10 protein-coding genes and 7 pseudogenes are annotated in these 15,331 nt (G+C 44.3%); 5 read left to right on the plus strand and 12 right to left on the minus strand.

Annotation, left to right across the window (positions count from 1 at the left end):
- Positions 1-549 precede the first annotated feature (549 nt).
- The 3 genes and pseudogenes from EHV15_RS36405 to EHV15_RS08220 form a co-directional block, all read right to left on the minus strand.
- Positions 550-1,089, minus strand: a complete 540-nt coding sequence (locus EHV15_RS36405) for a hypothetical protein (protein ID WP_178075695.1) — start codon at positions 1,087-1,089, stop codon at positions 550-552.
- A gap of 15 nt (positions 1,090-1,104) precedes the next feature.
- Positions 1,105-1,542: pseudogene (locus tag EHV15_RS08210) on the minus strand (DinB family protein); the annotation flags it as partial.
- A 261-nt stretch (positions 1,543-1,803) separates the two neighbouring features.
- Positions 1,804-2,028 (minus strand): hypothetical protein, encoded by a 225-nt coding sequence (locus tag EHV15_RS08220; protein ID WP_128630801.1) that lies wholly within the window; start codon positions 2,026-2,028, stop codon positions 1,804-1,806.
- 514 nt (positions 2,029-2,542) lie between these two features.
- On the opposite strand from EHV15_RS08220, the pseudogene EHV15_RS08230 reads away from it, so the two are divergent.
- Positions 2,543-2,790 (plus strand): annotated as a pseudogene (locus EHV15_RS08230) (NAD(P)H-dependent oxidoreductase); the annotation flags it as partial.
- A gap of 49 nt (positions 2,791-2,839) precedes the next feature.
- Here EHV15_RS08230 and EHV15_RS36255 read toward each other — a convergent pair.
- Positions 2,840-3,094: an aminoglycoside phosphotransferase/kinase family protein gene (locus EHV15_RS36255; RefSeq protein ID WP_148101067.1), complete on the minus strand. Its 255-nt coding sequence runs from the start codon at positions 3,092-3,094 to the stop codon at positions 2,840-2,842.
- Positions 3,094-3,609, minus strand: coding sequence for a phosphotransferase enzyme family protein (locus EHV15_RS08235; protein WP_128630802.1), 516 nt, complete (start codon positions 3,607-3,609; stop codon positions 3,094-3,096). Before EHV15_RS08235 ends, EHV15_RS36255 begins: the two co-directional genes overlap by 1 nt.
- A 269-nt stretch (positions 3,610-3,878) precedes the next feature.
- On the opposite strand from EHV15_RS08235, the pseudogene EHV15_RS08240 reads away from it, so the two are divergent.
- A pseudogene (locus EHV15_RS08240) lies at positions 3,879-5,143 on the plus strand (IS110 family RNA-guided transposase).
- Positions 5,144-6,140: 997 nt separating this feature from the next.
- On the opposite strand, the pseudogene EHV15_RS08245 reads toward EHV15_RS08240, so the two are convergent.
- Positions 6,141-6,773, minus strand: a pseudogene (locus EHV15_RS08245) (DUF2812 domain-containing protein).
- Positions 6,774-6,791: 18 nt separating this feature from the next.
- Complete coding sequence (locus EHV15_RS08250) at positions 6,792-7,103, minus strand: PadR family transcriptional regulator (RefSeq protein ID WP_128635249.1); 312 nt, start codon at positions 7,101-7,103, stop codon at positions 6,792-6,794.
- A 288-nt stretch (positions 7,104-7,391) separates the two neighbouring features.
- Between EHV15_RS08250 and EHV15_RS38255 the strand changes: the two are divergent.
- Positions 7,392-8,335, plus strand: a pseudogene (locus tag EHV15_RS38255) (IS110 family transposase).
- A 589-nt stretch (positions 8,336-8,924) separates the two neighbouring features.
- A pseudogene (gene murC, locus EHV15_RS08260) lies at positions 8,925-10,233 on the plus strand (UDP-N-acetylmuramate--L-alanine ligase).
- On the opposite strand, the gene EHV15_RS36410 reads toward murC, so the two are convergent.
- From EHV15_RS36410 to EHV15_RS08275, 4 genes and pseudogenes are all read right to left on the minus strand, one after another.
- Positions 10,141-10,341 carry a hypothetical protein gene (locus tag EHV15_RS36410; RefSeq protein WP_178075697.1) on the minus strand — a complete coding sequence of 67 codons (201 nt, stop codon included), beginning with the start codon at positions 10,339-10,341 and terminating at the stop codon, positions 10,141-10,143. The pseudogene murC and the gene EHV15_RS36410 sit on opposite strands and share 93 nt — an antisense overlap.
- Positions 10,328-10,474 (minus strand): annotated as a pseudogene (locus EHV15_RS36415) (ferredoxin); the annotation flags it as partial. The gene EHV15_RS36410 and the pseudogene EHV15_RS36415, both read right to left, overlap by 14 nt.
- 30 nt (positions 10,475-10,504) lie before the next feature.
- Entirely contained in the window at positions 10,505-10,906 is a 402-nt protein-coding gene (locus tag EHV15_RS08270) for a hypothetical protein (protein WP_128630803.1), read from the minus strand.
- 195 nt (positions 10,907-11,101) lie between these two features.
- Complete coding sequence (locus EHV15_RS08275) at positions 11,102-11,935, minus strand: polysaccharide deacetylase family protein (protein ID WP_128630804.1); 834 nt, start codon at positions 11,933-11,935, stop codon at positions 11,102-11,104.
- 776 nt (positions 11,936-12,711) lie between these two features.
- On the opposite strand from EHV15_RS08275, the gene EHV15_RS08280 reads away from it, so the two are divergent.
- The gene (locus EHV15_RS08280; protein ID WP_128630805.1) at positions 12,712-13,485 is read left to right on the plus strand and encodes a DUF2935 domain-containing protein; all 774 of its coding nucleotides are present in this window, start codon (positions 12,712-12,714) and stop codon (positions 13,483-13,485) included.
- An 87-nt stretch (positions 13,486-13,572) separates the two neighbouring features.
- Here the strand turns inward: EHV15_RS08280 and EHV15_RS08285 are convergent, their stop codons facing one another.
- A complete protein-coding gene (locus EHV15_RS08285) occupies positions 13,573-15,030 on the minus strand; it encodes a 7TM diverse intracellular signaling domain-containing protein (protein WP_246061416.1) in 1,458 nt (485 codons plus the stop codon).
- Positions 15,031-15,331: the final 301 nt, after the last annotated feature.

Raw genomic sequence — 15,331 nt, forward strand, 5'->3', positions numbered from 1 at the left:
CTACATTATCCATGCTTCTCTCTCTTAAAATTTGATTATTTAACACAGAACCCTCCAAAGGGCCTGCTAGGCTGAACGCATTTCGGGTTTCGCCATGCCTCGTAAACAGTTCGGAATTTACCAACAGCCTTCTGGTTAAAAAGTCCAATCCATAATGAAAAATTAGTTGAGTCGATTTTCTTTACCGCTGGTGAGTGAGGTCGTTAAGGCCATGGTGTCACGAACCCATCTGGACTACAATGGCCACGGAGCACCGGTATGTCGCTCCTTTTGGAAGCACGGGGTTAGATTAATCCTTTTCTGGTAGTTGCCCAGTCTTCAATTTCAACTGCCGTAAAATGTTATGGATATCCTGTTCGAGCTCACTTGCGGTTTGGTTGTTCACAAAAAGTCCATCACCGCTTGCGGACGTTATGCTGATGATGAAGAAAAGATGAAGAAGCTCATGTAAAGGTTATTACAGGGTAAATACTTGGTCATAATAAAAAACTGCACCTCCCAATTGTTAGTTTTTCGAACAAGTGGGTGCAGTTCACTTATCGCTCTTTATTATATTTGTTGGAGTATGGATATCCAGATTCTCAAGCCTGTCACCCATAGCGTCAATGCAGAGCCAAAACCGATAAAAGTAGATGTCGCAATCAGGGATATACCGCTAAGGGTGGCATTAATTGGTAAGAGGAAAGTAATAATACCTAAAATACATAGAACTACACCTGTACCATAATAAAAATTTTCACGAAACAATCGAGCTAAAGGAAAAAAATGAATACCAACGATGATAGCCATGATAGGGAAAAAGGCTTCAAAATGATTGAATATGTTACAAATCACACTTGCAATTAAGATCGCAAGACCTTCTAGAGCAAAGATCAAACCAAATTTTCGATTTATTTTTTTCCATTGTTCCCTCTCTTTCGGTGTAACAGCATCGTTCATGTTGCGAGCTTTACCAAAAAGCGAAACGGCTCCGATCAGTAAGATTAAAGTCACAATACCCGAAAAAACAAGTAACCATGGAGCTCCAAGCTCATGGGAACCAATAATACCAATAGCAGCCCAAAGCGCTCCAAAAAAAGTCATAAACATTTTGCCATTCCTCGCAGCCGAGGGACCGTAGAGGCCCGGCACCGGAATACCAAGAAGCCGTAAATAAACCCCGAGCTGCGCCCGGTGGTACCATGTGGCTTAATCCGAAGGTGTGAAGCACTATCGCCCGCGGTTGACGCAGGATGATATGGTCCCCGTTTTGTAAGGTCTATTCCTCGCCGAGCCCTTTTTCGTCGCACTCGGCTAACAGCTTTTCATGCTTGATGACTTTCGCGTCGAATTCCTCCAGCACGTCTTCGCGTCTTTCCAAAGGTTCTCTCCTGAGAGGCACGTCGAAAGATCCAACTGAGTAAAGAAAAATCGCGACTTGCCAGTTCAGCAGATTTATCAGTGGCCAGCCCGCCGAGCGTCATCGATTTCACGTGCGGCTTCCACGTCATGTGTTCCTCTGACAAGGCTCCATAATACGACGCGTAGTGGCCACTCATGCATGGCGTCTCCGACGATCAGTTGGTTCCACCATAGATTCCCCCTCCTCCCTAATACGAAATCTAATTTAATCTATACTAACATATATTGTAAGTTCCTGCACGATAGTTGCAAGATGCTTCTTTACCCATCAGTCGACGATTTCGTCGCAGGTCACATTGGCCACATCGCCGGTAATTACGCTGGCTCGTTCGGAAGCCATTAGGACAGCCGCATTCGCTACGTGAACTGAAGTCCCCGCCGCATACGGCTCCAGGCTGCGGATCAGCTCATGACATGCTGGTCTTTACGATACGGCCCCATAACCCTCTCCTTTCGCTCAAATTCACCTAAAAAATGTCCTAGCCATATCATATCGACCTGGCTCCTCCTCCATTTGTAAAGTTCCTCAAGTCCGTGATGAGAAGGTAAGTTGTGTGGACAGGCAGGGTAATTTTTACATTGATCAATGATACGCCGGATCAATTTGAATTTTTCCTCGTTGTCCATAGTCTTCTCCTCCCTTCAGTTCTGGGGCTTTATGTGCCCTTGTCTATCCGGTCGATAATAAGCACGGCCACCTCATCCGGATCACGCTGAAGCAGGCTGGCGATTTCTTATAGCCCCCTCCTTTGGTTCCACATTTCCTCAAAACGAGTAACCTCGTACTCGTTCCAAACAAAGTTCAAATCCTCGCCAGCAAGGTAGATGGATCTTCTGCGTGAGCGGCAAGAGGGTTCCATGAAACGGTGCAGCCCTCTTTTATGGTGACTTGCGGGGGTTCATCCTCTCTATCCCATGCATTCTAACTTTCCATTCTTTTCTCATCTCCATTCAATATCGTTATCTGTAAAAAGAGGTACTAAAGGGATGAAATACGGATTTTATAAATCCGGACAAACTTCAAGGAGCTGTCCGTTTGTTTGAAAGGCAATCCTAAATTTTTTATTGATCATTGTCACTGATATCTTCCTACGGTTGTCTTCTTTGATGTACAAACTAAAAACAAAATGGAGGAACTTAAATGAGCAAACTGTTAGTTATTAATGCACACCCAAAAGTGGATTCTACTTCTTCATTCAGTCAAAATGTATTAAATTACTTCATGAAAATCTATAAAGAGAATCATTCAAATGACGAAGTTATTGAACAAATTAACTTATACAAGTTATACCCGTGATAGACCAAACTGTTTTAAGCGCATGGGGAAAACAAAGCCAATGGAGAAGAATAACAAGCGAAGAGCAAGAAGTAACCGGGCGTATGAAAGAGGGCAACAAGCTCAAGATTTAGCATGCCTAATTTTTATGACTTTAAGTCATCATTTTTCCTTACAATAGCCGTTTAAGAAGTTGCTATAGTAAAGCTTTGCAATCTCTTTCCTTACATCACCAGACACAACCCACGGAATCGGGATTTCGTAAGATAATGGTGTAGCAATATCAGAAACAAACCAGCTATATTCCGTCTCGCCATAGTCAATTATAAAGGCTTTATCCTTGTCATTAAGATAATTGCCAGGGCTAATATCCCCTTGAATAAGGCCTTCCTTCGGTAGATCGTTAACTTCAGTCATTAAACGATCAAAGTTATTGTGTATTCTAACGGACAATACTTATTAAATGAAGCTAATAGAGCATTATTATCACACTCATAGCGTGAATGTTGGGACGAATAATTAAGTGAAAACTTATGTATTTTCCCAACCATTTGGCCGATATTTTCATAAATTGTATTACTCTCCTCGGCTATTACAGCATTTCTGCCGGGGGCTTTCTCAAAAGCTGTCACAACAAAGGTTTCGTAAATTATATGAATTAGATCACCTGATAAAGACTGAATAGGCCTCGCTACTTTCATTCCGCAATCAGCCAGGAACATGATAAAATCTAATTCCGCTCTAGTTAATAATTCATTCCGATGTGTGACATGAGCAATTCTTAAAATCACTTCACGATCTCCGACTATCCCAGAGTAAACGAAGTTTTGAAACCCATTTAATTCGATCATCGAGTTTTTGCAAATACCGTATAGTTCTGCTGCTTGTTTTAAAATATCGTGATTGAATAGCTGTTTAATCTTCAACTCCATTCAAAATTCTAAAATAATCTAATTCTAGTCGAAATGAATTGATTGAGTAAAATAAAAAACGGTTTTAATTAAACTCTACCCGTTAGGAAAAAGGCAGCTGGCTTTTGGTCAGCTGCCTTCAAATGTCTTCATTGAGCTATAGTTTCCCGTTAGAATTCCTGTAGAATGAATAATTTGGACTTTGTACAAAAAAGAGCGCCTCTGTAACATGGGAGTTGGAAACGGGTCTACAGCCCTTTTAATCTCACCATCCAGGAGGTCGCTCTACTATGAAGTTTAAGGCTCAAGACAAACAAAATCAACTCATTGAAAACATTTCCTCATCGCATCTGGTTGTCGGCGTAGATATTGCCCAAGAGACTCACGTCGCCCGTGCGGTCAGCTTTCGGGGAATTGCTCTAGGATCGCCGCTGGAATTTGGCAACCACGACGAGGGATTTCAGCTGTTCAGCCGCTGGATTCGAGATCTGCTCAAATCTTACAAACTGAGCAAAGTTATTGTAGGTATGGAACCTACCGGCCACTACTGGCTGAGTCTGGCTCGCTGGTTTTCAGAGCAAGAGATTGAGGCGGTTCTTGTGAATCCCCACCTCGTCAAAAAGAACAAGGAAAATCGGGACAATACTCCCTCTAAAAGCGACCGTAAGGACGCGCTTGTCATCGCAGATATGGTCAAAAACGGCTACTATTCCCCCGTACGTTTCAATCCGGAAGCCTACAAGGAACTGCGAATTCTCATGGCCAACCGAGACACGGTTACCAAACGGCTTAATAGCGCTGTTAACCAGATTCATCGCTGGGTAGATATTGTGTTCCCGGAACTGCGGCAAGTCTTTAAAATCTTAACCTGCACAAGTAGCATTGCCACATTAAGGCTCTTTCCTCTTCCTACAGAAATTAGCCGTTTAACAACCGAGCAAGTCATAGCCGGCTGGAAACAATATGTGAAACGTCACGCGGGTTTGCAGCGAGCCGCGCAGCTCATCGCATTGGCTAAACGCAGCGTTGGCGCTACACAGGCTTTGCACGCCTACAAGCTGCACTTAAGTCAATTACTCGAAGAATACGACCTGGCCCAACGTCAGCTTGAGCAAATCGAAAATGAACTCCAACTCGTTCTTAAGCGCATCCCTTATGCGAAGAAGATGCTTGCTATTCAAGGTGTAATGCAATCAGCTTAGCCGGTATTTTAGGTGAAGCCGGTGATCTGAGTGGCTATGCTCACGGTAATGCTTTACTTCGACATGCAGGTCTTAACCTGGCTGAAGCCAGCTCAGGGAAATGGCGTGGAAAAATGGTACTTAGCAAGCGTGGCCGCCCTCGTCTCCGGCGCTTCCTTTATCTCATGACGATGTGCATGGTTATGACTAATCCGGATGTTAGAGCCCTGCACCACTACAATGTCGATGTGAAAAAGCTCAAGAAAATGAAATCCATTATGAAACTATGCGGTAAAGTGGCTCGAATGCTCGTCAGTCTGGCAAAGAGCAACGAAGCATACAGTTCAGCTAAAGTGTTTCCGCAAGCGGCTTAAGAGCGTTATTTCACCAGTTGATGCATTCGCAGGATGACAAGAAGCACGGAGTATCGGGAGACGTTGCGCAAAAGGGCTCGGACCCGTTCCGTTAGAAAAACCGACCTCCACCCCTTAGTTAGATGTGACGAAGGAATGATAGGGCTTGACCCGTTGAGACATGGGAGTGAGAATCGCTAGGGTGACGTGGAGACGTGCATGATATGGAACAAAGTGGGTATTGGACACAACACCCTTGTTCCCGCATGCCCTTTCTATAGTCCCCAGCCACCGACTCCCCCTGGATTCTTTGCTTTCATGTTTAGCTCAGGGTGAAATCCTGCGAATTCATGAGTCTGAGTGAGGAAACTGAATTATTTCGAGGGAGCGCAACAAACTTTTCGTTCTTTAAAGAGCACTGAAACTGCGATAATTGCTTTTTTACGTTCAAGGATTCTGAGACAGAAAAAACGTGACAAATCATAAAATAAGAATTAAATATAACGAGGTACGAAATATCGAATTACGTTATAATTGTAGTCGATATAGGCTGAGTACGTATGAGGCTGGAACGCTATAAACCGCAATAAACACGCTATTAAAGAAGAAGTGGATTGACCATGCGCCGAGCATGGAGGATCCCGACAGCAGGCGCAAAATGTACTCGATCACCGCAAATGGTCGGGAGGTTGCTACGCTTTGGCTTCTAACGCCAACAATATACACAACTTCTTCGGGTGAGGACGGATCACGGCCACCATTATACCCGCAGTTTTGCTGGAAAGCCTGGTGGTGTTGATTCTCGGTTACGGCATTATCCGAATCCGCAAAAAATCGGGGATTAAGAGAATTAAGGGTGTTAGGCTAACTTGTTTAAAATTAAAGCGACAAGCAGGGACGAAAAAAATCCTAGACTGCCGCTGTTTTATTCAACATATCCCTTAGTATGAATGAACCCAGCGAATAACAGCAGGCAGTTCTCATGCAAACAAAGACCCGAGTATCAGGCATTTTGTTTTTATTTGCGGGTGATTCGATCTTCTTGTGTCTTCGTATTTTGTTTATTTGCCTTATATGCGCAATACAGATTTAGCAAAATCATAAGGGGAAATATTATCCAGTTGAAACCTCTGCCTAGAGCGAACGGTGTTTCGAATAGAAAAGCCCTTCAGAATGCTACTCCGTTTAAATCCCATAGTCCTGGAGTATAATATAGCGATTTCGGTTCAAGCATTACCCCCGGATCGATCGTGTCTGTAGAAATGAGTGCCGCCAGTAAAGGAATGAAGGAAACAGCTAATGTAGCCCACATATATGATAACCGCTTATATCGCCCGGCTTTGGAATCGACATCCGAAAAAATATCTTCATTTCCCTGTTTATCTGTTTTCTTAAAATATTGATATCCCGAGCTTCTCGTTCCAGCGATATGTTCCCAGCCGCTGTCCTCAAATAAAGCACAATAATCTTCGAAATCCTCACGCTTTTTAAAGAAGCGGTAGTCCATTTTGATAATGGAAATTTCCGGATTCCCAAACTCGAACTCATAGCCGAACGACGTTTTTCTTGTGAAACGGTAACCCTGCTTCGCCATTTCATTCAGCCAGTTTTCTTCTTTGTCGAACCTAGTAAAAAATTTGTATTTCATCATACGCTTTTTCCCCCATTCTTATTTCAATCGATCGATCGTCACGTCAATCATTTGTTTCATTCGTTCGAAATCGAGGAGCAATATTTCCGACCCTTTGTTTGTAATGGTGTATACCTTACGGCGGCTGTCCTTGTTGGGCACAGGCTGAATGAACTTCAGCTTAACCAACTTCTCAATCGCGCCGTATAGAGTACCCGCAGCCATTCGAACTTGCCCGCTGCTGAGTTCCTCCACCTTCTGCATTATTAGATAACCGTGCGCCGGCTCGATCAAGGCCAACAGAATGTAATAAACCGTTTCGGTCAACGGCAAGTGCTTATTTCTCTCAATTCCTATCCTCCTGGCAAAAAAATTTAATAACCCATATCTATATAATGCCAAAATGTAAATTATACTTTATACAGTACAACTATATACTGCAACAAAAAAACGAAAGAAATAACATAGCCTTAACATTGTTCTAGTTGTTGTGGTGATGTTCTGATCCATTCCACTATCGTTCCCAGTTAGCATTCCTGTGGAGCGTTAGATTCCCGCATTGCAATAAAACGAGCGCCTCAGTACGATGGGAGTACGCAACGGGTCATAGCCCATAAATCCCATCATCCAGGAGACGCCCTGAAGTTCAAATCGCAGGACAAACAAAATCAACGAATCGAAAAAATAACTGCCCAACATCTGGTCGTCGGGATCGATATCGCTCAGTTAACGCATATCGCTCGGGCTGTTAACTTTCGTGGGATTGCGCTTGGTCATCCCCTGTCTTTCTCGAATGATGAAGAAGGCTTTCAAACCCTTCTTCATTGGATTCACGCGCTGCAAGCAACGCATCGCCTAACTGCAGCTATCGTATTCATGAACCTACTGATCATTACTGGCTGTGAATCTCTCTAACTGGCTCTCCGAACGTTGGCACCCTTTGTCTTTTTCCAGCCCCCGAAGATCTGAGTAAGTTGCAGCCTCAAGACGTCATAGCTGGTTGGAAAACCCTTATGAAACGGCATTCTGGGAGCGGAGGTCTCGAGCGCTTATCTCGCTAGCTGGTAGTTCTGTTGGATCTAAACAAGCCACGCATGCCTACAAGCTTCACTTGAATCAGTTGCTAGATGAATATGACCTTGCTTGCCGGCAGCTAGCAACGGTAGAGACAGCGATTATTGCCGTATTAGATCGGATTCCTTTTGCGAAATCCATGTTTGAAGTAAAAGGGATTAGTGCTATTTCACTGGCTGGTATTCTCGGCGAGGCAGGGGATTTAAGCGGTATTGTTCACGGCAATGCCCTGCTGCGGCTGGCCTCAACCTCGCAGAAGCAAGCTCAGGCAAATGGACCGGACAGATCAGCAACGCCTCCGCCGCTTCATCTCTTGATGGCCATGAGTTTAGTAGCGAACAATCCGGAATTCAAAGCCATGCACGCGTATAATGTTACAGGTAAAAAAGATAAAGAAAATGAGATTATGAAGCTGTGTGGTAAATTAGCTCGCGTCACTCGTTGGAATGGCTCGCAGCGGCGAAGCCTACAATCCTTCTAGAACGACGCCAATCCAGTTAGTAGCTTAACCTATACTTACCGTTTCGTCGTACGAATTTTGGCCTTATTCGCGGGATTTCATAAGAAAGCAAGGAGTGATACATGGGAGTGAAAACCTCCAGGGGCGGCGTGGAGAAGCGTCAGTAGACGGAAGGATATGGGTTTTAACCTCCCCCTTTGGTGTTGGAAAACATGAAGAAACTGTACGTAGCATCATGATTGGAACCCTGCAGCATAAAAATGGAGGCTACTGTTTAAAAAATATCCATCATCGGCTTGAGATATGTTTGGATATCCTTATGGTTTAGCAATCGATAGCAAAGTCGGTACGGGTACGAAGGTTAATGTACAAGTCTCTCAAAAGGCATACCAACGAAAGAGGGATATACACCGAACCGCACTACTTTTTATGACAAATCGCTGGCATTGGCAATTCGCGCCTTGTAGTGGCCCCTTAATACCCCTGATCCATCAAATTTTTCTGCCCATTTCCCAAACCGCTACACAAAACATCGAACGCGATATCGCATTTTTGAGTCCTATATTATAGGCAGGCGCATATTAAATGATTTGGCCATATAATGAGGCATATTTCTTATTTCTTTTGGAGGTTACCATATGGATCAATATCATTTCATCGGCATTAAGGGTTGCGGAATGAGCGCCATGGCGCAAATTCTTCATGATCTTGGAAATGAAGTACAAGGGGAAGACACAGAATCTATACTTTTTACACAGTCGCTTCTCGAAAAGCGAAAAATCCCCGCATATCCGTTCGGGAATGCCCCTTTATCCCGCGACATGAAAGTCATCGCTTCAAACGCATTCGGCGACGAGCATCCTTCCCTCGTCAACTGCAAGAAAATGGGCCTCTCTGTTGTGCGATATCACCACTTTCTTAGCGAGTTGATAAAGGACTACACGAGCATAGCGGTTGCCGGTTCTCATGGAAAAACGACAACGACTGGGATGATGGCTCATGTGTTTGGAGAAATCGAACCTACGTGCCATCTTATTGGTGACGGGACCGGCAAAGGGCACCCCGACGCACGCTTGTTTATTTTTGAAAGCTGTGAATATAGGCGGCATTTCCTTGCTTATCAACCGGATATTGCGGTGATTACAAATATCGATTTTGATCACCCGGACTATTTTGTTGACCTGGATGATGTATGCGATGCATTTGAACAAATGGCTTCTAGGACACGAAAGCAATTGGTCGTGTGCGGGGATGATCCACAAATACAAGCTATGCGTCGAACCTGTAGCCCAAGAGTATTATATTATGGCTTTGGGAAACATAACGATTTAAGAGCATCCGAACCGAACATTAAGGATAACAAGCTGCATTTCGATGTTTATTTTATGGATGTAAGGGTAAATCAATTTTCTATTCCGATATACGGGAAACATAATATTCTGAATGCCTTAGCTGTAATCGGTGTTGCGCTGACTTTAGGGCTCGATTTGAATATCGTTAGGAACCAATTGGCAGCGTTTCCGGGCGTTAAACGAAGATTGTCTGAAAGGGAATGCCAATCAAACATCCTAATAAGACGACTACGCCCATCATCCATCAGAAATTAGGGCAACTCTCGAAGCTGTGAGAAGTAAGTATCCGCGAAAAAAGATCGTTGGGGTATTTCAGCCCCACACCTTTAGTCGTTTAGCAAAATTTCTTGACGATTTCGCCCATTCGCTAAATCATGCCGACGATATATTTTTATGTCCAATTTCCAGTTCCGCTAGGGAGGGTAGGGGGAACATCTCAATAGAAGACTTACAGGAACGGATCCCGAATGCCCGCCTCGTTTCGGATAATATTGCTGCGGATTTATCGCTTTATAAGAACTCCGTTTTTGTTTTTATGGGGGCAGGCGATATACAGAAATATCAAGAAAATTTGCTGGAATTGTCCTACCGATAGACCATTCGAAAGTTCCGCAAACAAATACTGCCCGATCTTGCTACGGGCAGTATTGCATTCAACATTCGCATCTCCTTCATATAAATGTTCTGGTTTCTGCGATTCCATGGTTGAGATCTCCTTCTTGAGAGTATATTCTAGCTAGACCCTCCCCATCATAATTAAAGATATCGGTGGAAGCGGCCCCACATGCCCCGCAAGTGATGCATGTCGCCTTGCTCACTATCGAATATTTCGCCATGATTCTTATGGATTGCCTTCGGACCCACCATCACCGGGGCCGAAGTTCATAAAGGCGTTTTTTAGCTAATACCCAAGCATCCTTACCATGCAATATTTTAGGGAAAAGCTTCATTCTTTGGGCAGCTAGAGATGTAAGGCCACCATCGATGAAGGATATACCTTCATCTAACTTTATTGAAAATGAATCAAATGCTGCCGGATCGTTCCGATCCAAATAGACAAGAAAAGAGCCCATGCTTTGTTCCAGCGATTTGAACCCTATGGAAAAGTATTGGTTAAGATCATTTAACGGAAGTCTAACGTCGGGCGGCAATGTATCCGGAAAGGTAAGTTTGGAAAAAACGACGGAAGCATTGCCAAACGTTTTTTCTGCCTCCGTGATTGTAGAGGTCAATATTGCATTGTCTTCCACTGTGTCGAGTTTTTCCAATGGTAAGCCCCTTCTCGATGAGATCGTAAACTTTATTTTCGTAGGCCAGGAATTGGTTTTTTTGCTTTACGGTATATTGGTCTTGGGCCGAGGCGGGCTGATGGCCACAAAAACTGAGTGGAAATAGCAATAGAACGGCGAGAGTGAATTTCCCGGTGTTTTCCAACCAACGTTTCCATGTTGATTTTGTCATATTCATTGCCCCTCTCGCAGGTCTAATAATTCAGGGATCGTAACTAATTTTATACCGTCGCTTCTTAGCTTTTTAATAATGTCGGGTAAGGCATGGACTGTCCCAGATAAGTCCTCCCCTGTTCCCCCCGCTGCGTGTTGTAGAACAATGGAACCTTGATGTACGTGGGATAGAATGTTCGTTTTCACCTGCTCCGCATTCAACCCTTTCCAATCCAACGAATCAACGTTCCAGAATATAATTTTTTTATGCTGACTGGCCAACCATTGAATTTGTATTTCACTTATATTCCCGTATGGGGGTCTGATGAGCATCGGTTTATACCCCGTAATGGACCGAACTAAACCATCCGTTTTGGTCACTTGGTTGCGGAAATCGGCGTCGCTTAATTTTGGCAAGTTCGCATGGTTATAGGAATGGTTACCCACGACATGGCCTTCGTCGGCCATTCTTTTTATAATCTCCGGATGGGCCTCGACACGGTTACCGATAACGAAAAAGGTTGCCTTTACATCTTCCTTTTTTAAAACATCAAGTATCTGTGGGGTGAACCGATCATCGGGCGCGTCGTCGAAGGTTAGAGCCACTTCGCGTTTTGTTGGGGAGCCATTCAATAGAAAAGTGCTTTTATATTTCGCACGTAAATCGGCAAGAGATAATGGATGAGGGGCGCGTACTGAACCTTCCGAGCCGTCCAACAAATTCGGCGTGCGAGAGGTCTGGACGTCATAGTTTTTAATTTCTTCCGGCTCAGGTGAAACTTGATTCGATTTATATTGTGCGCAGCCGGAGCAAATAATTAAAGCCAGTAAGGGAATGACCCAAATAGATCTCATCGGGATTAAACTCCTTCGCTAATTTTGAATGAAATTCGATATTTATCATCCCCTCCTTTCCCAAGGATATACTTTTGCGTTACGTCCACATTTTGGAAGGTCTAAGAAATGAAATTTGTGATACTTATAAAAAGTGTTGGCGTTATTATTATTTTTTGGTCTTTCCTCCATTGCGCTACGCCGGAAATAAGTAAGGTCGATTTATTAAATTGAGCATGGGAGGGTCGTTTGGGAAACGAATAACTCAGAAGCTATACAAAAAGAAGCCAAAAAGTGGATTCACCATTAACGGAACCTATCCGGGTAGAGAACGAACTCATGGATACAACTATTCGAGAGATGTGAGATGGCCAGCAAGATATTTAGTGTATTTCTCGGCGGATATTCGCCCCTTTTTAAGGAATTGGGAATATGGAAATTTGTTAACGATAAAAAATATGCATTTACAATCGGGTAATAAACGTGAACGTTGATTCTTTAGGGTGGATTTGAAAGGTGACATCTCTAATGAAATTGTTCTTATCCCATATTATTAGATATCTGAGACAAAAGCTGTTCCCCAAAGTTGTTACGTCACTAATCTCTGGGGTAAAGTTATGCCTGCAAGCATTTCAAATTCATTTGAAATGCTAAATTAACAGCCGAAAACCATCGATCTAAAACAGGTCGATGGTTTCTTTATGATCAGATGGGTAGGAATACAGACAAGTTAATGCCCATAAATTTATTGTTAAAGAGGTATTTTCCGAAATATAAACACGAAACGAGGTGAGAGCATGCCCTATACGGATGATTATGAAAGAGATATCTATGGGATAATAGCGTTTTGGGTCCAAAATAATTATGATCACGGTCGATTTTTTGACAGAGAAATAAGCCATCATGAAATGGAACTAGCCCGTGCGAATCAGCATATGATTCAGCGTCTCGGAACCATCTTTGAGAAAACAAAATCAAAAACAGTAGACCCCGGGGCTTTGATTAATGAAGCGCAGCATGCAACAAATGAATTCCATGGTCTACTCGTCTATACACTGGATAAATCTTTACGCTGTGAAACCATTATTTCTACCCCACAATCCCTTCTCGATCACATGATACGGGAAGCAGAAGAGACAGTATCGGTGTTTAAATTAATACAAACTGGTGGGAGGGTTTCGCCAGCAGACGCAATAATCCATGAAAACTATTTCTGGTTGAGGCAAATGGCAGATCACCTAAGCTATATAACGCATTATTTAGACACATCAAATTATGAGCTTCATGATCAAGTGAGAAACATGACAAAAAAATTCGAAAACTTATTCCTTCAAGCCAATGCACTCAGAACAATGATACGCCCTCCACGTAAAGAGGTATTACCGGCTTTAGATGGATTCAGCCAAATGGTTATTAAAGAAACTAAAGCCCTTGAAGCATTTAAATTGGAACTAGACGAACTGATCAAACAATGCGCTGCCGTTACAACTTCACCACCAGATCTGTTGGAGCATATCGCCAGGGAGGCACATCATTTATGGAGGAATTTGGAGGATCGGGTTGTATTATAAGATTTGGATTCAAACTGTGGGTTCCAACAACATGGATTAACATGTTGTCGGGACAAGGTGACAAGGCCTTCTCATAGCATTATTCTGCTAATTCTGACTTAATGCCAAAGCCGTCACCGCCTGCACAGCCTCGACATAGCCAAGCATGTTAGACAGCGGCAATCGCAGATCGTGCGTAATATAGGCAAGGAGCTTCTTCCTCCCTTGCTCGGAGTGAAGCAGCTGCTCATACGACGTACGGAGATCATCATGCGCTGCGGACAACGCCTGCGTGCGTTCCTGCACGGTCCGTTCCAAGTTCATATTCATTTCGGTCAGTTTGTTGTTCGTGTCCTGCAGCTCGCGTGCAATCCGCTCCTCGTTCGATGCCGCCCTTGTAAATTTCGAAGAAATCAGAATCATCTGCGCGATTGTAAACACCAACAGACCGAGCGGAGACGTATTGGCGATTGGCGACCATTCGTTATAGTACAGAAAGTCATTGATGACCGTAACCAAAGCAAACACGGACACCAGCAGGAAGGTGAGCGCTCCCTCCATACGCTTCACGGCCGCATAGACCAGCCCAACCATCAGATAAACCATATGCAGAACAACCATCACGCCGATGATCGGCAACATTGTGGTATAGAAGGTGGCGGGGGTCGCCGCAACAACGATGCAGAACGCGCCGGTGACGATCCGCGTGCCCAAATGAAACCAACGCGACACATAATTCGGGAAGATGCAGTCGAAGTATTTGGTGATGATATATCCGCTGCTGCAAAGAATCAGGTACTCGATCTTGAACTGCAACCCCCACGGAAAGTCCGGCCACAATTGGGTAATCAAGTGCTCGCCGACCAGCAAGGATCGGATACCGAACAACAAGGTGAACAGGCCAAAATACAATGGCGCTCTGTCTTTGCGTCGCAGTCCGAACAACAGCAAGTGATACACGCCAATCACCAGAAGGCTTGCGGTGATGAACATTTCCGCGGCGATTTTCAGATTTGTCCTGACCGCTAATCCATCGCTGCCGCCCAATTCGATATTCTTGGTGATACCGCCGCGGTGATGGTGGAAGTTGGCAACCTGAATCACCAGCTCCACGCGATCACTCTTGGGCTGGAAGAACACCAGCTTCGTTGCCAGCTGCGGTGTCACGCTGCGCTTGTCCTGACCAACCACGCCGACTTCTGCCAGCAACTCGCCGTTCACCCACAATTTATACGCATGAAATATCGTAGGCAGTCGCAACGCAAGCCGCGCATTCCGATCCTGTTCACTCAGTTGGATGTCCAGCCGGAATGTGGCATAGCCTGTACCGCTCAACCGCTGGCCATCGAGCCAAGCGCCTAGCCAGGAGCTTGGGATGCGAATCCAGCGGTCATGATCTCCATTCTGTGCCTCGCGAATCCGAATTTCCTCGGGCGACAGCAGCTCTTGCCAGTAGAACGTCCACTCTCCTTGCAGCTTTATCGGATTCTGAGTGACATTAACCTGCGTTAAATCCAGCACGCCTTCCTTATTTTCGATTCTAGGGGCGTCTGGTACGGAGACCACCACATAGCTAGCGATCAGACCAATGACAATCGCAACAACGATACGAAGCAAGATTGTGCGAGAGCCGAATCGGAGATTCCCCCTCATGCTGAAGCCGACCTTCATCTAAGTTGCGATATATAAAAGCGTTCGTCTCGCGCGCGTCCCCGGCGTCGCAGCGCTTTGAGATACTCACGGACCAGTGGCACTGATATTACATTCTAGAAATTCTCCACCTAGATTTGTATATCGGTACATCGAGATGACGACTTTAGACGCGCAGGATTTAGGTAAAGGTAATATGGCGCTTATCCTAACAAAA

Source organism: Paenibacillus oralis, from assembly GCF_003863965.1.
Taxonomy (GTDB): domain Bacteria; phylum Bacillota; class Bacilli; order Paenibacillales; family Paenibacillaceae; genus Fontibacillus; species Fontibacillus oralis.